This is a genomic window from Clostridium sp. HGF2 (assembly GCF_964240115.1).
Lineage (GTDB): Bacteria > Bacillota_I > Bacilli_A > Erysipelotrichales > Erysipelotrichaceae > Clostridium_AQ > Clostridium_AQ innocuum.
In genome coordinates this window covers 5,610-24,773 of sequence record NZ_CAXSSO010000015.1, presented here as the reverse complement: position 1 = coordinate 24,773, position 19,164 = coordinate 5,610, and the positions used below count along the sequence as shown (strand labels likewise).

14 protein-coding genes are annotated in these 19,164 nt (G+C 42.4%); 13 read left to right on the top strand and 1 reads right to left on the bottom strand.

Going from position 1 to position 19,164, the window contains the following annotated elements; translation table 11 throughout:
• Positions 1-77: 77 nt before the first annotated feature.
• The 6 genes from ACESPQ_RS18965 to phnX all read left to right on the top strand — a co-directional run bounded on the left by ACESPQ_RS18965 (position 78) and on the right by phnX (position 7,661).
• On the top strand, positions 78-716 hold the full coding sequence (locus ACESPQ_RS18965; protein WP_002607466.1) for a helix-turn-helix domain-containing protein: 639 nt from the start codon (positions 78-80) through the stop codon (positions 714-716).
• A gap of 175 nt (positions 717-891) precedes the next feature.
• Positions 892-1,602, top strand: coding sequence for an aspartate/glutamate racemase family protein (locus ACESPQ_RS18960; RefSeq protein WP_257377153.1), 711 nt, complete (start codon positions 892-894; stop codon positions 1,600-1,602).
• An 818-nt stretch (positions 1,603-2,420) separates the two neighbouring features.
• Entirely contained in the window at positions 2,421-3,173 is a 753-nt protein-coding gene (locus ACESPQ_RS18955) for an ABC transporter ATP-binding protein (protein ID WP_065530675.1), read from the top strand.
• Complete coding sequence (locus ACESPQ_RS18950; protein ID WP_373144752.1) at positions 3,166-5,772, top strand: ABC transporter permease subunit; 2,607 nt, start codon at positions 3,166-3,168, stop codon at positions 5,770-5,772. The genes ACESPQ_RS18955 and ACESPQ_RS18950 overlap by 8 nt, the downstream gene beginning before the upstream one ends.
• 13 nt (positions 5,773-5,785) lie before the next feature.
• Positions 5,786-6,877 (top strand): 2-aminoethylphosphonate--pyruvate transaminase, encoded by a 1,092-nt coding sequence (phnW, locus tag ACESPQ_RS18945; RefSeq protein ID WP_109771181.1) that lies wholly within the window; start codon positions 5,786-5,788, stop codon positions 6,875-6,877.
• Position 6,878: 1 nt separating this feature from the next.
• Positions 6,879-7,661 carry a phosphonoacetaldehyde hydrolase gene (gene phnX / locus ACESPQ_RS18940; RefSeq protein WP_109771182.1) on the top strand — a complete coding sequence of 261 codons (783 nt, stop codon included), beginning with the start codon at positions 6,879-6,881 and terminating at the stop codon, positions 7,659-7,661.
• 340 nt (positions 7,662-8,001) lie between these two features.
• On the opposite strand, the gene ACESPQ_RS18935 is transcribed toward phnX, so the two are convergent.
• Positions 8,002-9,468, bottom strand: a complete 1,467-nt coding sequence (locus tag ACESPQ_RS18935; RefSeq protein ID WP_118002897.1) for a GntR family transcriptional regulator — start codon at positions 9,466-9,468, stop codon at positions 8,002-8,004.
• A gap of 203 nt (positions 9,469-9,671) precedes the next feature.
• Between ACESPQ_RS18935 and ACESPQ_RS18930 the strand changes: the two genes are divergently transcribed.
• From ACESPQ_RS18930 to ACESPQ_RS18900, 7 genes are all read left to right on the top strand, one after another.
• The gene (locus ACESPQ_RS18930; RefSeq protein ID WP_373144751.1) at positions 9,672-11,321 is read left to right on the top strand and encodes a diguanylate cyclase; all 1,650 of its coding nucleotides are present in this window, start codon (positions 9,672-9,674) and stop codon (positions 11,319-11,321) included.
• Complete coding sequence (locus ACESPQ_RS18925) at positions 11,318-11,686, top strand: Hpt domain-containing protein (protein ID WP_002607474.1); 369 nt, start codon at positions 11,318-11,320, stop codon at positions 11,684-11,686. The genes ACESPQ_RS18930 and ACESPQ_RS18925 overlap by 4 nt, the downstream gene beginning before the upstream one ends.
• Positions 11,683-14,235: a hybrid sensor histidine kinase/response regulator gene (locus tag ACESPQ_RS18920; protein WP_373144749.1), complete on the top strand. Its 2,553-nt coding sequence runs from the start codon at positions 11,683-11,685 to the stop codon at positions 14,233-14,235. The genes ACESPQ_RS18925 and ACESPQ_RS18920 overlap by 4 nt, the downstream gene beginning before the upstream one ends.
• A 152-nt stretch (positions 14,236-14,387) precedes the next feature.
• Complete coding sequence (locus tag ACESPQ_RS18915) at positions 14,388-14,828, top strand: recombinase family protein (protein WP_002607476.1); 441 nt, start codon at positions 14,388-14,390, stop codon at positions 14,826-14,828.
• 357 nt (positions 14,829-15,185) lie between these two features.
• A complete protein-coding gene (locus ACESPQ_RS18910) occupies positions 15,186-15,440 on the top strand; it encodes a DUF7601 domain-containing protein (protein WP_250155310.1) in 255 nt (84 codons plus the stop codon).
• A 160-nt stretch (positions 15,441-15,600) separates the two neighbouring features.
• Positions 15,601-16,053 carry a hypothetical protein gene (locus tag ACESPQ_RS18905; RefSeq protein ID WP_257377151.1) on the top strand — a complete coding sequence of 151 codons (453 nt, stop codon included), beginning with the start codon at positions 15,601-15,603 and terminating at the stop codon, positions 16,051-16,053.
• Positions 15,938-19,164 (top strand): DUF7601 domain-containing protein (locus ACESPQ_RS18900; protein WP_373144748.1); only part of this gene is annotated, 3,227 nt, incomplete at its 3' end. The genes ACESPQ_RS18905 and ACESPQ_RS18900, both read left to right, overlap by 116 nt.

Sequence of the window (19,164 nt, the reverse complement as noted above, 5' to 3'; positions counted from 1 at the left end):
TGATACATTTCCATGCTTGCATAGTGGCTATGCAACTGAATACTTGCTATAATCGCATCATGAAAGGAGTGCTGATCATGAAGTTAGCGGAAAGAATACAATATTTAAGAAAAATGAAAGGAATCTCACAAGAGGAGCTTGCTGAGAAAGCAGGTGTTTCCAGACAGGCTGTTTCCAAATGGGAGAGTGATCAGAGTACACCGGATGTAGAAAAAATAATTATAATGAGTGATTATTTTGGAGTTACAACAGATTATATCCTAAAGGGCATTCAGACGGTAGAGAGCAAAGAACAAAAAAGCAGGGAGCTTGCGAGTAAGGTACTTTATATCTCATCAGCAGCTTTTGTTGTAATAGGTCTGTTCTGTGCATTTGGAGGCTGGTATGCGCAACAGACAATGGAAGCTGTTTGGGGAGCAATGATCGTTCAAGTAGTGGGTGTTGCCGGATTTTTTATAGCAAGCATACTGTCCAGAGAAAAGGCTCCGATTTATATTACGTGGATTCTTATCAATGGAATCGTTTTTATGCCTGTATCTATCATGACCGGATATATTGCAGACCTAGTTTTCAAGCAAGGGTGGATTTCTCCTTATCCAATAGGGATCATTCATACCTTAGCATTTGCAGTTGTATACCTGTCCGTTTTAATTATGAGTTATTTCATTCTGAAGAAACGACAGGAAAATGCAGTTGATATTCAGAAATTTTATTGAATACCATCACTGACACGGGTCTGAGCGGATCAAGTGTCAGACGATATTTTAAATCTTATAAAACAGAATATGCTTTTATTACTCAGGTGAGATTCTGGAACAGCTGGTGGCTACGAGTTGTTGTGGTGTATGATTATCGTGATATACTCAAATAGAAAGCTATGGAGGGTTAAAAATGAAAACAATTGGCTTAATTGGTGAAATGAGTTGGGAAAGTACAATCCCGTATTATCAAATTATCAATGAAGGAGTTAAGGCACAGCTTGGCGGACTGCATTCAGCAAAAATTATTCTTCACAGTGTGGAATTTGATGAAATTGAAAAATGCCAGTCAAGAGGTGACTGGAAAAAAAGCGGAGAAATATTAGGGAAAGCTGCTCAGGGATTAGAAGGTGCCGGTGCGGATTTAATTTTGATCTGTACAAATACTATGCATAAGGTTGCACCTCAAATCGCATCCATGATTCATATTCCCATCATCCATATAGCAGATGCGACAGCAGAAGAGCTTTTAAATCACAATATTCATAGAGTGGGATTGTTAGGCACAAAATATACGATGACTCAGGATTTCTATAAGCAAAAACTGGTAGAGAGAGGCATAGAGGTTATCGTTCCTGAAGCAACGGAGATTGAAGTGATCAATCATATTATTTTTCATGAACTCTGCGTTGGTCAAATAAAGAAGGACTCACGGAAAAAATTCCAGAGCATTATAGAGCGCATGAAGTCCAGAGGAGCTGAGGGTGTTATTCTTGGCTGTACGGAAATCGGACTTCTTATTCATCGATCAGATTCTTCCATCCCTGTATTCGATACAACGTGTATTCATGCAAAGCGTGCAGTAGAAATCGCATTAGGGGATGGAAGGATGGGAAATTGCTGAGACGATTGTTATGGATGTATGGAAAACACTATATAAGTAAGCAAGTGAGCAATATCCCCCCTGAAGAAGTAACCCCTGTTAACTATGCACACCATGTTGCCTGTGAACTTGAAGCAGGCAATGGGGATATTGATACCGGCTTTTGTATGGAAAGCTGTAGGGAAGCTTTTGTACTGAATATGTGCATAGACAGCGGAAGCTATAATCAAACATTTGATTGCCTTTCGTGAAATGGCTCCATATGAAGGTGGAACCGGCAGGCTTGTTGAGGGCTTCTTCATCAGTTAAACGAAGAGAACGAACATATGGAAAAAATGGTTGATTTTAAGAAAAGGAAATTGATGTGTTCATAGGGCTGATGCCAAAATAGCGGGAAAGAATGATACATGAATGCAAATGCAAAATGGCTGCTTTTCATCCATACGAAGGTAAGCTGCAGCACAGTGACGTTGCATCGTTTCTTCATTCAGTAGTGCCATCTTTCTTGTATCGTATATGCGCAGGACACGGAAAATTATAAAAAAGAACACGGTCATTGCGTGCATACAGCATGATTTTCATTTTTCTGCTAAAGAAATCGTATTATGAACATAAAGGAGCTGTTATTTACAAATTTATTAAATAGCAGCTCTTTTTGTTGTGTTTTTATGAACAAATTACATGAAAAACAGAAAATATAACAAAGAATTTACATAATTTATGAAATGTTAAGGGTTCGTAAAGAGGACGTTAACACTTAATGAAAGCTATTGTAATCTTTTTTCACTTTTCTATAATGGACACAAGCGAGTAAAATATCGCGATGAGGAGAGTGACGTATGCTGACACTGAATAATCTGAAGAAATCGTATGATCAGACATCGATTCTGAATGGAATCAGTCTGTCGATAGAAACCGGGGAAATCGTTTCCATACTGGGACCGAGCGGAAGCGGTAAAACAACCCTGCTGAATTGTATACTGGGTATCACAGACATTGACAGCGGGAGTGTGGTATTCAATGGACAGGATGTTACCGGAGTATCCATGGAGGAGCGCGGATTCAATATCGTATTTCAGGACTATGCCCTGTTTCCGAATCTGAACGCCTATGAAAATATCACCTATGGTCTGAAGAACAAGCCGGGAATTTCCACACAGCAGGAGGTGAATGAGCTGATTGAGCTGCTGGGGCTTTCTCAGCATCTGGATAAGCACATCGACCAGCTGTCCGGTGGCCAGAAGCAGCGTGTGGCACTGGCCAGAACCATGGTTATGAAACCGAAAATTTTATTGCTGGATGAGCCGCTGAGTGCGCTGGATGGTGTCATTAAGGAAAGCATCAAGGAGAAGATCAAAACGATTGCCAAGGAATTTCACCTGACAACAATCATTGTCACACATGATCCGGAGGAGGCGCTGACCTTGTCCGACCGCGTGCTGATCATGAAGGATGGCAGCATTTCGCAGTATGCGAAGCCGAAGGATATCATCGAGCATCCGCAAAACAGCTTCGTGAAGGAATTCATCCTGAACCAGCTGGAAATCAAACGCAATAATATCTTTACGTTGTTTGGAGAAACCTATGCATAAAAAGCAGCTGGAGCTAAAGGGAATCTATGTGGTTCTGGCGGCTTTGTTTCTCGTATTTCTCTTTATGCCGGTCGCCATTCTGCTGTATAAATCCTTTGAAAGCGGAACCTCACTGACACTGCAGCATTACCGTGATTTGATCTTCAGCGGCAAGTTTGTGAACGCCTTTGGCAACAGCTTTACGGTATCCGGTATCAGTGCCCTGGTGACAACGCTGCTTGCCTTTCTAATGGCCTACACCATCAATTATACAAATGTATCACAGCGGCTGAAAAAGGGAATCAGCAGTATTGCCACGCTGCCTATGCTGTTGCCGACCATCACCTATGGCTTTGCCATTATTTATACATTTGGAAAGCAGGGACTGCTGAGCAAGCTGCTGCATGTGCAGCTGTTTGATATATATGGTTTCAGCGGTCTTCTGATCGGCTATGTGATCTATACGCTGCCAATCGCCTTCCTTCTTGTGAACAATACGATGAAATTTATTGATAAAAAATTCATCATCGTTTCAAAAATCATGGGGGATTCCGGAGGAAAGCGCTTTTGGATGACCGCCCTGTCACCGATGATTCCAACCCTTGCGGCAGCCTTTATTCAGGCATTCTTTCTGAGCTTTACCGACTTTGGTATCCCGGCGGCCGTTGGTGGTGAATATGCGGTAGTCGCAACCACGCTGTATAATGAAATGCTCGGCTCCATCCCGAACTTCAGCAACGGCGCAGTTGTCGCCATGATGATGCTGCTTCCTTCCATCATCAGTATCATTCTTCTGAACTATCTGGAGCGCTATAATGTCCGCTACAACAGGATCAGTGTTATCGAGCTGCCGGAAAACAGGAAACGGGATCTGTGGTGCGGCATTGGCTCCGGTCTTGTCCTGTGCGGTATTGCTCTGGTATTTGCTGTCATTATTCTGCTGCCGTTTGTAAAGGAATGGCCGTATGATATCAGCTTTTCCCTGCAGCATTTCACAGACACGCTGGCAAGCGCCAATTTACTGTCGGTTTACCGCAATTCTTTAATAGTAGCACTGGGGACGGCAGCTGCCGGAACGCTGGTCGCGTATGGCTCTGCCCTTGTGACCACACGCAGCACGCTTCCTGTGCTGTGCAGAAAAAGTATTGATGCCATCAGCAGTATTGCCAATACCATACCGGGAATGGTCATCGGTATTGCCTTCCTGTTCGCATTCAGCGGCACACCGCTGCAAAGCACCTTCTGGATCATCATTCTCTGTAATATGATTCATTTCTTCTCCACACCGTATGTGATGGCGAAGAACACACTGGGAAAGCTGAATACCTCCTATGAAACAACGGCTATGCTGATGGGGGACAGCTGGTTCAAAACGATTCGAAGAGTGGTCGTTCCCAATTCCAAAAGCACGATACTGGAGATGCTCAGCTATTATTTTATCAATTCCATGGTGACGATTTCTGCCCTGATTTTCATTGTCGGTGCAAAAACAGCAGTGCTGACAACCAAGATCAAGGAGCTGCAGCATTTTGCGAAATTTGATCAGATTTTCGTTCTGTCTCTATTGATTCTTCTGACAAATCTGCTGGTAAAGGGAATCATTCTCTTTGTTACACAGAAGAAGGATGAAAAAAAAGAAAAGGGTGTCCGTGTGAAGAAATATGCACTTGGCATTCTTGCCGGCGGTGTTGTGCTGTTCACCTTCGTTTTCGGACAGGGAAAGGAGCCTGTGGTAATTTACTCCAATGCGGATGAGGAAGCACTGATAGCGATACAGCATGCACTGGATGAAAACGGCTTTCAGGATCAATATGTTCTGCAATCGTTTGGAACAAGTGAGCTTGGTGGAAAAATCATGGCGGAGGGTAAGAATCTGGAAGCGGATATTATTACGATGAGCTCCTATTATATTGACAGTGCCCAACAAAAAAATGACATGTTTGATAAGCTGACCTTCCCGACGCCGACACTGAAAACCTATTCCGATTACGATACTCCGCTGACGGCATTGGAGGGAGCGATGATTGTGAATACGAGTGTACTGAAGGAAAAGCAGCTGCCGGTGCCGTCCTCTCTGAAGGAGCTTGCAAATCCAAAATATAAGGGAATGATCTCAATACCGGATATCAAGGCAAGCAGTACCGGCTGGCTGCTCGTACAGGCATTGCTGGATACCTATGGAGAAGAAGATGGGAAAGAAATTCTAACTGCAATCCTCGACAATGTCGGTCCGCATCTGGAATCCAGCGGCTCAGGTCCTTTGAAAAAGGTGCGCTCCGGGGAGGTCGGCATTGCCTTCGGACTGCGGCATCAGGCACTTGCGGATAAGGAAAAGGGGCTTCCCATCGACTGTATTGACCCGATCGAAGGCAATTATTCCCTTACGGAAAGCATTGCCGTTGTAAAAAAGGAAAATGTGAATAAGACGGCAATGGCAATGGCACGCTGCATTATGGAAAATGGGAGAAGAGATATTCTGTATACCTATCCAACTGCACTTTATGAAGGTGAACAGGTGGAGAAAAAATATGCAAGCAAATATCCGCGAGTATTTAAGAGAGCATTGAGTGTAGAGCTTTTAGAAGAGCATCAGGCGTTCTTTGAAGGCTGTAGAAAATAAGGAGAGAAAACAAATGAAAACATACAAGCTGTTAACACCGGGACCACTTACGACAACAGACAGTGTAAAGCAGGAAATGCTGTTTGATCACTGTACATGGGATGAGGATTATAAGCAGATTACGCAGCGAATCCGAAGAGAGCTGCTGCAGCTGGCACATGTCGATGAGACTGCATATACAACCGTACTGATGCAGGGCTCCGGAACCTTCGGGGTGGAAAGTGTGATTTCCAGCGTGATTCCTGACGATGGCTGTCTGCTGCTGCTCAGCAATGGGGCCTATGGGGAACGAATCGCCGCAATGTGTCGCTATCATCACATTAACTGCGTTCATATTGCACAGGATTATGATAAAATGCCGGATCGAATGAAAGCAGAGGAAGCACTGAAGCAGCACCCGGAAATTACGCATATTGCAATGATTCACAGCGAAACGACAACCGGCATTCTCAATGATATTCAATCCATTGGTGAGCTGGCTAAGACGTATCATAAGGTCTTTATCGTGGATGCGATGTCAAGCTTTGCCGGCGTGGATATTCCGATGCATGACTGGCATATTGATTTTCTGGTAAGCTCGGCCAATAAGTGTATTCAGGGTGTTCCGGGCTTCTCCTTTATCATCGCAAGAAGAGAGCTTTTGATCGCTTCCAGAGGCTGTGCCCGCAGTCTGTCCTTGGACCTGTACGATCAGTGGGCAGGCATGGAGAAGGATGGAAAATGGCGCTATACCTCTCCTACGCATGTTGTTCTGGCATTTGCCAAGGCAATGGAGGAGCTGCAAAAGGAAGGCGGTATTCCTGCAAGAAGTAAACGCTATGCACATAACCGTGATGTTTTGATTGAGGAATTCGGTAAGCTTGGTTTCCTTCCTTATGTGGAAAAGGCGGTACAAGGGCCAATCATCACAACCTTCCTGTATCCGGATACAGATTTTGATTTCGCACAGATGTATCGCTTTATCAAGGAGCGAGGCTATGCAATTTATCCGGGAAAGCTGACGGATAAGGATACCTTCCGCATTGGAACGATCGGTGAGATTTATGAGGAGGATATCCTGCGGCTGGCACAGATTATGAAAGAGTATATGGAAAGAGGAAACTGATATGAAAATAGAGGGAATTATATTTGACTGGGCAGGAACGACGGTAGATTACGGCTGTTTTGCGCCGGTACAGGCATTTGCGGAGGTATTTCATGCGTTTGGCATGGAGGTTACGATGGAGGAAACGAGAAAGCCGATGGGGATGCTGAAGCGTGATCACATCAAGACCATGCTGGAAATGCCGAGAATTGAGGGATTGTGGAAAAGTGCACACGGCCGTGCAGTAACGGAAGCGGATATCGATGCAATGCATGATACCTTTACGGAAAAGCTGATGGGTATACTGGATCAGTTTGCCGATCCGAAGCCGTATGTCGTGGAAACGATCGCAAGGCTGCGGGCTATGGGACTGGCGATCGGCTCTACTACCGGCTATACCGATCAGATGATGGCGGTCGTAACGCGTGTCGCAAAGGAAAAGGGATATGCTCCGGATTTCTGGATTTCACCGAACAGCGTGGATAACTATGGAAGACCATACCCGTATATGATTTTTGAAAACCTGAAGCAGCTGCATATCCGTGATGTACACGCAGCCGTTAAGGTAGGGGATACGATCTCTGATATTAAGGAAGGCGCTGCGGCAGGTGTGATTTCTGTCGGTATTCTGGAGGGAAGCTCTCTGATGGGGCTGACACAAACAGAATACGAAGCACTCAGCACACAGGAAAAGGAAGCACTGTGTGCACGCCTGCGCAAGGAGTATATGCAGGCAGGTGCCGATTATGTTCTGCAGGATATACGTGAATTGCCTGCATTGATTCAAGAGCTGAACGATAAATAGACCCGCTACGGCGGGTTTTTCTATATAGTGTGAGAATATAAGACATACTTTCTGATAGAAATAGCGGAATACTTATCAAGTAAAATTCAGTTTACTTATCTATCGCTGTTATTCATCTATCAATTGTCCATAAGCATATTAACTAGGATAAATTGAAAAATAAAAGAAAGAGCGAATTGTCATTATTGAAAAACAGTCTGCTTTCAAAAAACGTTATAAAATTGATGATATTTTCGATAACGAAAACGTAGAGCAGGAAAAGAAAATCAATGACAATCGATGAAAAGAAAGAGTAATCATGCCGGAAATATAGATATACAAATGCTGTCAAATGAAGTTTTCAATAATACTTCTCCGGTAACTGGATAGCTGCGGCGGAAGAAAATCCGTATTTGTTTGTCATGATGTCTCTGGCATGCTGAAATATTTGGTAATAGCAATCAGCAATTCGATTAGCAAATTCTATGTAGTCTCCGGTATGCAACTCATGGACTGCTAAGCGCAGCCGTTTATTAACTGTCTGCAATACCTGCTTTTTATGATCGTAATAAGCAATATAATGCCCCCATTCTGTGAGACGAAAGGCCTCTTTCAGTATGCTTTTCAGGGGTTGTGCATCCGTATGGTATAAAATAGCTTCAAATATATCTATGATACAGATAGAATCCGGAAGATAGAGCTTTTCCTCTAAACTCTTCAGCTCCTTTTTCTTGAATTTTGCGGCTGCATTCACCGTTGCAGGGTGAATGATCAATGCCAGTAATTGCAAAGCATGCAAGTACCGCAATGCCTCCTCTGTTCGTCCCGGATTGGGAAGAATCTGCCTTACACGGCTATCATCCGGGGTTATAATCATGGTACCTTTTCCGTTTATCGTTCTGACAAAGCCTCGTTGTGAAAGCTCTGTCAGTGCTTTTCGTATTGTGGAAACAGAAACATTATAGAATGCAGCCAATTGCTTTTCACTGGGGAGAAAAGTGCCGCGCGGATAATCACCGCGGACTATTTTCCGGTTCAGATCACTGACGATGCGAGTATAGAAATAATCCTTGCCGCGCGTTGGTCTCCATGAAAAAGCAGCTGGGCTCTGCAGGGGATAAGCCTCCAATGTATCTGCCAGATGCTGCAGGGTTTCTTGAACAGCATATACAAATCTGAGAAGAAGATGAGTCAGCTGCGTATACATAACATGCGTATCCTTTTCTTTCAGGATACTAATAAGATTTGCTGTTATGGGGATGGAATCCTTTCGTAAGACTTTCAGAAAAAAGGTACTGTTCTCTGTGAAAAAGCTTAAATGAGAATGTAGTTCAAAGACAGAATAAAGGTTCCCCAGCAAGGGACTGCCACCAACTGTCAGAATTTCTTTTAACAGATTTGATACAGGACGCCACCCTCCGGCGGAAATCCCCATACGGGAGACCTTCATGGCTTTTTTGTAATGATACAGGATTTCCAGATCACAGTGCTTTGCTGCAAAGCTTAACAAGGAGGGAAGTATCAGGGCGAATGTCTCATATATCTGTAGAATGTTATCACGACTTCGCAAAATGTCAATACCTTCATTACCCTGCTTTATTTCGGTTTCTCGCGGTAATACGATGGGAGCGATGCGAGGTTTTATTTCAATATATCCCTCCTTTTGCAGTGCATCAAAGACGCGATTGATGGTATAACGGCTCACATTGAATTGATGACAGAGTATTCTTGAGGATGGTATATAATCACCGGGTGGTATTTGGTTTGTAAGGATGCGCTGCTTTACTTCATGATAGACAAATGAGAATTTCGTTTCTTGTGCTTCCATACCCATATCCTTTCCGGTCTTTTTTCCATTATAGTATGCGACCTTCTGTTTGTCAGTATGCATATGCGAAGCTATTTGTTCACCTTGCCAATTTTGTATAAAACGTATAGGTATACCTTACCAATCGGGATGTTGTCAGGGTGTTTACCTGAAATTATAATAAAATCGTGAAATATACCTTGTTATGAAAGCGATGGATGCATGTGAATAAACAAAAAGTTCTTATAGCAGATGATTCAGAAATAAACAGAGCTCTTCTGATTGAAATCCTTGAGAATCAATATGACATTGTAGAAGCGGAAAATGGAGTAGAGGCAATAACTCTTCTTTCTTGCTACGGAACGGAATTTTCACTCTTATTACTGGATATCATGATGCCGGAAATGGATGGCTTCGAAGTTTTGGCTTATATAAAAAAAAGAAGCTGGAATGCCAACCTTGCGGTTATTATGATTTCCTCGGACAATTCTCCTGCGAATATAAAACAGGCATATGACTTCGGGGCATTTGATTATATAAGCCGGCCATTTGATCCTGCGATTGTCCAGCATCGAATAGCGAATACAATGCTGTTATATGCACGGCAGAATTACCTCGAAGAAATAATTGCACAGCAATATCAAAGTCAGGAAGAAAATAATAAGCTGATGATTTCTATCCTATCCCACATTGTAGAATTTCGTAATGGAGAAAGCGGCTCGCATATCCAGCATGTTCATACGATAACAAGGCTTTTGTTGGAAAACCTTATTCAACAAAGCACTCCGTATATGCTGACAGATACCGATATAGACGTCATCAGCACGGCTTCAGCACTTCATGATATAGGGAAAATCGCGATACCCGATGCAATTTTAAATAAGCCGGAACAATTAACAGCTGAGGAGTTTCAGGTAATGAAGACGCATACGGAGATCGGCGCTGAAATGCTGATGGAATTACCAGCGGAACAGCGGGAATCCGAGCTTGTCAAGATAGCCATTGAAATTTGCCGCTGGCACCATGAGCGATATGATGGAAGCGGCTATCCGGATGGGCTGAAGGGAGAAGAGATACCAATTGCAGCGCAGGTGGTAGCACTGGCAGATGTATATGATGCACTAACCAGTGAGAGGTGCTATAAAAAGGCATATTCACATACAAAGGCATTGCACATGATTGTAAATGGAGAATGCGGTGTGTTTAATCCAATGCTTATACAAGGTCTTATAGACATAAGTACTACACTTGCATTAAATCTCACCTATGATCAAGCGGATTCCTATAATGTGCAGGGATTGTTGAAAAAGGGAATACCGCATAAAAGGCGTGATGCTGTGGACACTCTGACCTATGAAGAAACTCTTGAATTATTATATACAGATGCATTAACAGGAGTATATAACCGAAGATATTATGAAGATTATATTCTTCTTCATGAAATACAAAATCTTTCCGTAATTGATATCGATAATTTCAAGGCTATCAATGATTCCTATGGTCACTTTGTCGGAGATATCGTTTTGCAAAAAATCGCCAAGCTAATATGCTCCAGTGTTGGAAAAGGAGACACTGTTATACGTTATGGCGGTGATGAGTTCATCATTATCTTTTGGAATCTGCCGATAGCGTTGTTCACCAAACGCTTAGAAAAGATACGCAATTCTGTATCTGAAATGAAGCTGGCGGATTATCCAAATCTAACTGTTTCTGTGAGCATTGGCGGTGTATATGAGAAAGGGGGAGCTGCAGAGCTTTTCATAACTGCGGACGAACTCATGTATCAAGCGAAAGCGGACAAAAATCTGGGGATAGTGAGTCTTTTGAAGGAAGAAACAGCGGATTTGAATAAAAGAGAGGAAGACATACGATGAATTTAAAGGATTGCTATACTGCTTTTGGCGGTGATTATGAGGAAGTGATGTCAAGACTGCGCTTAGAAAAGACAGTCACGAAATTCCTTTTGAAATATTCCGAGGACAAGAGCTTTTTTATGTTCAAAGAGGCTTTTGCTCGCAAAGATTATGATGAGGCCCTTCGCTTTATCCATACGCTGAAGGGAATCTGTCAGAATCTTTCATTTACCAGGCTGTATGAATGCAGCAGTCAAATTACAAAAGCATGCAGAGAAGGAGATTATCAAAGCGTGGAAAAGCACCTTCCTCAGCTTTCTAAATTGTATGATCAGCAAATAGCTGCCATAAAAGCGTATCAGAGACAGGGAGATTTTTGTAAATGAAGACGCAGCGCTCACATCGGTATGTAACGCGATTTCTAGCGTTCAGCTTCACTGGTTTTCTGCTGATCAGCATCGCTGTTTTTGGCCTGCTCGTATTTTTTATGGATCAGAAGAGCAATAAAAGTATTTATAAGGTCGGCGAACTATATATGTCGGGAATGAATCGTGAGATTTCAAAAAATTTTGAGAATGTTATAGATTTACGTTTCCGTCAGGTTGAGGGCATTATCACCGCTGTTACGACAAAGAACAGCAATAAGGAGAATCTGTACAACGAGCTGGTCTACAGAGCACAGATCAGAGACTTTGAATATCTGGCACTCTGTTCCGATAAGGGAAGTTTTGAAAACCTTTATGGAGAACAAATGCAGCCCAAGAATCCAGAGCCGTTTGTAAAAGCGCTAAAGCAGGGGGAACATCGGGTGGCGATAGGAGTGGACGCAAAAGGACGCGAAATAGTTTTATTTGGTGTTAAGGCAGTATATCCGATGAAAAGTGAAGAGAAATCAATTGGCTTGATAGCAGCAGTACCGTTAGCATATATTACTGATTTTTTATCACTGGATGATGCAACTGACATACTGTATTATCATATCATACGTCCTGACTACAGCTTTGTAATACGCAATGAAAATCCGGAGCTTTGGGAATATTTTGATCAATTACATCAGGGAAACGGCACAAAACAAAACAATCCGCTGTATGGTCTTGCAGCGGCATGGAAGAGACAGGGGAATTATGCAACAACGTTAAAAGTTCAGGGCGAATACCGGCAGGTTTTTGGAACCGCGTTGCCAAACTCTGAATGGATTCTGGTTGCAGTTATGCCGTACGGTATATTAAGTGAGACGATGAATGCTTTAGGGTCTCAAAGGATGATGGCAACCATGCTTGCCTGTAGCTTTGTCATAGGTTATTTATTGATTATATTCATTCGTTTTTATTATATCAGCCAGCAGCAGGTACAGGAGCTTGATCATGCTCGAAGACTTGCAATGGAGGCAAATCAAGCAAAAAGTGAGTTTTTAGCAAATATGAGCCACGATATCCGAACACCGATGAATGCAATTGTAGGGATGACGGCGATATCTGAAAATCATATAAATGATCGGGAATATGTGAAGGACTGTTTGAAAAAAATCACACTGTCCGGTAAACATCTGCTGGGACTTATCAACGACGTTTTAGACATGTCGAAAATCGAAAGCGGTAATTTGACCCTGTCTTCTGAGCAGGTATCTTTGAAAGAGGTTGTGGAAGGAATTGTCAACATAATGCAGCCGCAGGTGAAAGCTAAGCAGCAGAGCTTAGAAGTACGAATCGATACGATAGCGACAGAGCATGTATGGTGTGATGGTGTACGCTTAAATCAGGTACTGTTGAATCTGTTATCAAATGCGGTAAAGTACACGCCGGAGGGGGGACTCATTCAACTAACTTTATATGAAGAAAAATCTTTAAAGAAAGAAGACTATGTGCAGCTACATATCTGTGTAAAGGATAATGGAATCGGAATGTCTCCTGATTTTTTGAAAAAAATATATGATTCCTATAGCAGGGCAGATGGTGCAAGAGTACAGAAAACAGAGGGTGCAGGCTTGGGAATGGCGATTACAAAATATATAGTCGATGCCATGCAGGGAACCATAGATATACAGAGTGAGCTGCAGAAGGGCACTGAAGTTCATATAGCCCTCGATTTTGAAAAAGCTCCTTCTGCTGCTTATGATATGGTTCTTCCTCCATGGAAAATACTTGTCGTGGATGATGATGAGCTGTTCGGCAAAAACACTATCCGTACCTTGAACTCTATGGGAGTTCATGCTGAATGGACGCAGAGCGGGGAAGCTGCCATTGAATTGCTGATTGAGCATAACAGTAACAGAGACGATTATCAAATAGTACTATCGGACTGGAAGCTGCCCGGTATGAATGGTGTTCAGGTGGCAAAAGAGATACGGCATCGATTAGGGAATGATATGCCTGTTATATTGATATCGGCATATGGCTGGAGTGAGTTTGAACAGGAAGCGCGTGAAGCTGGTATCTCCGGGTTTATTTCAAAGCCGCTGTTTAAATCAACATTATTTCATGGTCTAAGACAATATATGGATATGGAAATAAAAAAGGATGAGGATAGGAATACAGATATGCACCTATCCGGATATCGTATTCTGCTTGCTGAGGATAATGAATTAAACGCGGAGATTGCACGTGAATTGCTGACGGATATAGGGATGGAGGTTGCGTGGGCAGAGGATGGACGAAGCTGTTTAAAGATGTTTGAAAAGTCACCTGCTGGATATTATGATGCTATCCTCATGGATCTTAGAATGCCGCATATGACTGGATATGAGGCTGCACAGGCGATTCGTACATCAAAGCATGCAGCTGCTGTATCAATACCTATTATCGCTATGACAGCAGATGCATTTTCTGAAGATATTCAAAAATGCCTGCGTTGCGGAATGAATGCCCATATTGCAAAGCCAATTGATATTCAGGTGCTTACAAGGCTCTTGAAGAGATATTTGGAAACCGGCAGTTAGACACGGGGATAGCATTGATTAGTGAAGCGAATTGCAAGGTGCTGTAAAAATATAATGCATGGAAATCCTGCAGTGGTGTTTTGGATTTCGTATGACCTCACCAGCACCTGAAAATCAGATGCAACATATAGAACATAAGAAAGGATACTGGGATGAAACATAAAAATTTGAAACTTACATCATTCACTGCTCTGGGACAGGATGTCATACAGGTGGAAAATGAATTGCGGGAATATGCAAAAAACGGAATACAGCTATCCATTCAGGGGATGGTCATTGATGCAGCTGTACTTTCTTCCTTTTATGAATATATTATAGATTTGAACCGTAAGAAGATGAAAGAATGTCAGCATCGAGGCATCCAGAAGGCTTTGCAAAGAAAATCAGAAGGAAAAGGAAATTATGGACGGCCATCAATTGATTTGCCGAATGACTTTGAGGAACAAATAAGAAAACGTTTAGTTGACAGGGAGGCATTAAGTGAATACCAAAAAGAATTGAACATCAAGAGGTCTACCTTTTATCGGCATGCAAATCTTATCAAGCACGCAATCCTAATGGAGGAGGCAGAACAGAATATTCAAAAGGGATGATGGGAAGACATGTCTTATGTACTTAACAGAATAAGGTGACACCTTATATTCCACCCTTTTATATCATGATTGATTATGCTATTTGCCTTTAAAACGATCAGAGGATAACGTGGAGATTTCAAGAAATATTATATTTTAAAAGTTGTGCAGATTTTGGAAAAGCGATTTAGTTGTAATCTGAAATTTTATATAGGTAACGAAGCTTATTATGCAATCAGGTTATTATTAGGTTTTCGAAAGTGAGTGATTGATAATGAGAGGTCTGAAGTAGATACGGGAAAGGATTTCCATTTTCGAGTATACCTTCAGGATACAAAAATTAACGGCTTGTTCGGTGATATAAGCTACAAGAGAGGTGTGAAGCATGGGGGAAAGTCTGCCATAAATCTTTCATTAGGAACAGCGTATGAAGTTGTTAAGGTTGAAAGCAATCAGGATGGTTATATCACAACCTCAAAAGGTGCAAAAGGCAAGATTACAACGAATGCTTCTACAGCGGAATTCCTTAATACGAAGAACAGTATGCCAACAGAGTCTGAGGTTAAAACCGGAAGTCTGATGATTTCCAATACAGCAGCCGGAAATAAAGAAGAAAAGAAATATTTACCGTGACTCTGCGTGATAAGAGAGTCACGGGTGCTTATGGAGACATGAGATTTAAGCAGGGTGTAGCGAACATTGTTTTGAAGCATAAGAGAGTATTACTGCTAAAGGTCTTCCTTCCGGAATTCGTTATACAGTAGAGGATACCGATAACAACAAAGCCTACAAGGTGGAAAAATCGGGAGAAACTGGAATTATTAAGGAGGGAGAACTAGCTTTTGCTAAGTTTTTGTATTACAGAAAGGATAGTGTTGGTATTGATGATGGTTTAAAGGATAATATAACAAGTCCTTCCTGGCATAATGAAAAGGATAATGATTTGAAATCTTCGGTGAATGTGAAAACACCAGAGACAAAGACAAAAGAAGTACCGGAAACCGGTGATAAATCTAACAGATTGCTTTGGGTGTTATTCTTAGTAGCTTCGGGTATAGTGATTTCTATTTTAACAGTTTTAAAAAAAGAAAATAAGATTTGTAAATTACTTCTGAAAGGGGAAAAAGAGTATGAGAAAAAGATTATTAAGCCTGCTGCTATGTTCAGTTATGTTTTGCGGTCTTATCCCTCAGGGGACAATGATAGCTTCCGCTTTAGCAGAGAATGGTCTGTGCGAACATCATAATTTGCATACCGAAGATTGCGGTTACAGCGAGGGTGTGGAAGGCAGCCCATGCACCCATGAACATACAGAGGATTGCTACATCATTGAAACGAATTGCGTTCATTCACACGACGAAACTTGTTATTCTGGTGAAATCTCTGCGGATAACAACGCTACCCCGTCCAATGCGGACGAGGGAGCGCCAACTGAATGTATTCATGTTTGCAGCGAAGAATGCGGATGTACTACAAAGAATTTGAACTGTACCCATGCGCATGGCGAAAGCTGTGGTTATATGGAAATGGTTGAGGATACACCATGTGCTTTCGTGTGCGAGATCTGTTCAAAGCAGCAAACAAATGCAATAGACGTTTCCGAAGCAAATACATTCCGGGTTTCATCAGATAAAGAATTTATCAATGCAGTTAAACAAATCAACAATGGTATTGATGATGCAACGTATGTAATAGAAATGACGGATGATATTACAATTACAAACGACTCACACACTGGAAATAACGCTTCATTAGAATTCATAAAAGGTATGACAACGATTTATGGAAATGGTCATACTCTCAAATCAAGGTTTAATTCATACAGTTTGATTTTTGCAAACGATAGTGCTGTTGTAGATCTCGGATCAGCAGGTGAGGTTGAAAAAAGCAAGCTGATTATAGAGGCAGGTGTGAGGCTTCCTGACCTTTTAGGAATAGGTGATTGTGCAACTGTCAATGTGTACGAGGGTGTTGTTTTTCAGAATAACAACGCAATGGGCAGACCGGGTGGTGCAATTTCAGTTGGAGAATTAGGTGTATCAACAAATGCAACGTTAAATATGTATGGTGGAGCAATCCGAAATTGCCAAGATACATATACGGGATATGGCGGTGCTGTTTTTGTTGGTACGAATGCAAAGTTTAATATGTCTGGCGGTATCATTGAGAATAATAAGGGTAATTATGGCGGAGGCGTCTGCAGCATTGGCACCTTTACTATGACAGGCGGAGTTATTCAAAATAATACAGCATCTAAAATGGGGGATGATATCTATTCAGAGGGTACTGTGAATGTTTCTGTTACTGCAAGTAAAGAAAACGGCTTTGGCGTTTTGACATCGACCGGAAAACAGATCACAGGATGGTTTGAAGATGGTTATAATTGGGACTCCAATCGCTGGGATGTAGATAGTTACTGCAAAGAGATTTCTGCTGAAGAAGCTTCCAAACAAAATTCTATTGCACTCAAAGCAGCACATAGTGCGCCTGAACCTGGCAGCTTGACAATTACACCGGTTTCTGTTACCAGCTATGTGGGCGGACAATCCGCCAGCGGCAACCACATCCCTACTTTGCGCTTCAAGGTAGAGGGGTTGCCAGAGGGCGCCGCCATCGCCGGAACGAATCCAAGCATGGTCATAACCATGCATCTGGAAAACGACAAAGTCGTGGAAGGTCATGAGAGTGAGGAAAGCTGGACTCTGCTTCCCCTGAAAGCAGATACCGGCGCAGAAACGCCGATTTACTATTTCCCGACTCTGGAATCGGGTCTGAAGCTGGATAAGGGCAACTCTGATGATTTGGGTTTGACGGGCGATTTTCTGAAAATGACAAGCATAAGCAATACCGGCTCCAGTGCGGGCAGGTATAAGATTGAGCTGACCGGCGATTGGTATATTACGGCAGAATATGAGGGACAGAGTTATCGGGTTCAGGTGGAAACTCCGGAGGATGTTTATTACACCTCCCGGTATGTATCCAATAAGGGAAACAATGGCGACCTGCCTGACGGCGTTGATATTTATGATAATCCCGAATATTTCCTGTCTCCGATTGTAACGGATGAAGATGATGTTACGACATTAGTCACAACGGACGCCGAGGGCAACCCTTTGGATAAGCCTGTTCGCCGGGGTGTTGTCGTAATTCCAGAGGATGCAGCATTTTATACCAATGGTAAAAGTTCCGGCTTAGGCAGTCCTATCGGTATTGATGAAGACAGCGAACCGCTGATTAGTCTGTTCTTTGACGATACGGTGTCGCTGTCATCTGAGGTAGATGACAAGAAGATCGAGGAATATCAGATGAAGCATGCGCAGGAATGCGCTGCGGATAGCCGATTTGGTGGCGAGACGTATTCCTTTGACGGCTGGGACTATAACTTCCGTTATCTTGACCTTGTCAATGCTAGTGATGGCAACTCATGGGTGTCCTGCGATAAGGATATCACTGTGTACTGGCCTTACCCATTTGCAACAATGGATTGTTATGAGGATTATGAATATCAGATTCTGCACTTCAAAGGAATGGAGCGTGAATATTCTGCTTCTTTATCGGATAAAGCTGACATATGGGGCGAGGCAATCATGCATGAGCCAGGTAATGAGGTCAAAGTTGAGAATGTAGATGTAGAGCTTACTGAAAAGGGGCTTAAATTCGTATTGCCCGCAGATGAAGAGGGAAATAACATGTCCCCTTTTGTACTGATGTGGAAACCTGTTGATAACCCTGAACCAGAAAAATATGACGATTTGACCGTATCAAAGATAGTAGCAGGAAATGCTGGAGATAAAAATAAGGACTTCAACTTTACTGTAACGCTAAGCGATAAGACAATCAACAGAGTATATGGGGATTTGGAATTTACTGATGGTGTCGCAACGTTCACCCTGAAGCATGGAGAAAGCAAAACAGCAACCAATCTACCAGCAGGCATAGAGTATGAAGTAACTGAAACAGAAGAAAATCAGGACGGCTATGTAACCTCTAAAACAGATGATACAGGAACAATCACAAAAGGTGTGAAAGAAACAGCTGTATTTACAAATACGAAAGATGTAACACCGCCAGAACCTGAAACAGGCGATTTGACCGTATCAAAGATAGTAACAGGAAATGCTGGGGATAAAAATAAGGACTTCAACTTTACTGTAACGTTAAGCGATAAGACAATCAGCGGAGTATATGGGGATTTGGAATTTACTGACGGTGTCGCAACGTTCACCTTGAAGCATGGAGAAAGCAAAACAGCAATCAATCTATCAGCAGGCATAGATTATGAAGTAACTGAAACAGAAGAAAATCAGGACGGCTATGTAACCTCTAAAAAAGATGATACAGGAACAATCACAAAAGG

Coding starts and splice junctions, on each gene's coding strand:
- phnX (WP_109771182.1), top strand. CDS start 6,879: ATGAAAATAGAGGGAATTATATTTGACTGGGCAGGAACGACGGTAGAT.
- ACESPQ_RS18960 (WP_257377153.1), top strand. CDS start 892: ATGAAAACAATTGGCTTAATTGGTGAAATGAGTTGGGAAAGTACAATC.
- ACESPQ_RS18965 (WP_002607466.1), top strand. CDS start 78: ATGAAGTTAGCGGAAAGAATACAATATTTAAGAAAAATGAAAGGAATC.
- phnW (WP_109771181.1), top strand. CDS start 5,786: ATGAAAACATACAAGCTGTTAACACCGGGACCACTTACGACAACAGAC.
- ACESPQ_RS18925 (WP_002607474.1), top strand. CDS start 11,318: ATGAATTTAAAGGATTGCTATACTGCTTTTGGCGGTGATTATGAGGAA.
- ACESPQ_RS18950 (WP_373144752.1), top strand. CDS start 3,166: ATGCATAAAAAGCAGCTGGAGCTAAAGGGAATCTATGTGGTTCTGGCG.
- ACESPQ_RS18935 (WP_118002897.1), bottom strand. CDS start 9,468: ATGGAAGCACAAGAAACGAAATTCTCATTTGTCTATCATGAAGTAAAG.
- ACESPQ_RS18955 (WP_065530675.1), top strand. CDS start 2,421: ATGCTGACACTGAATAATCTGAAGAAATCGTATGATCAGACATCGATT.
- ACESPQ_RS18915 (WP_002607476.1), top strand. CDS start 14,388: ATGAAACATAAAAATTTGAAACTTACATCATTCACTGCTCTGGGACAG.
- ACESPQ_RS18920 (WP_373144749.1), top strand. CDS start 11,683: ATGAAGACGCAGCGCTCACATCGGTATGTAACGCGATTTCTAGCGTTC.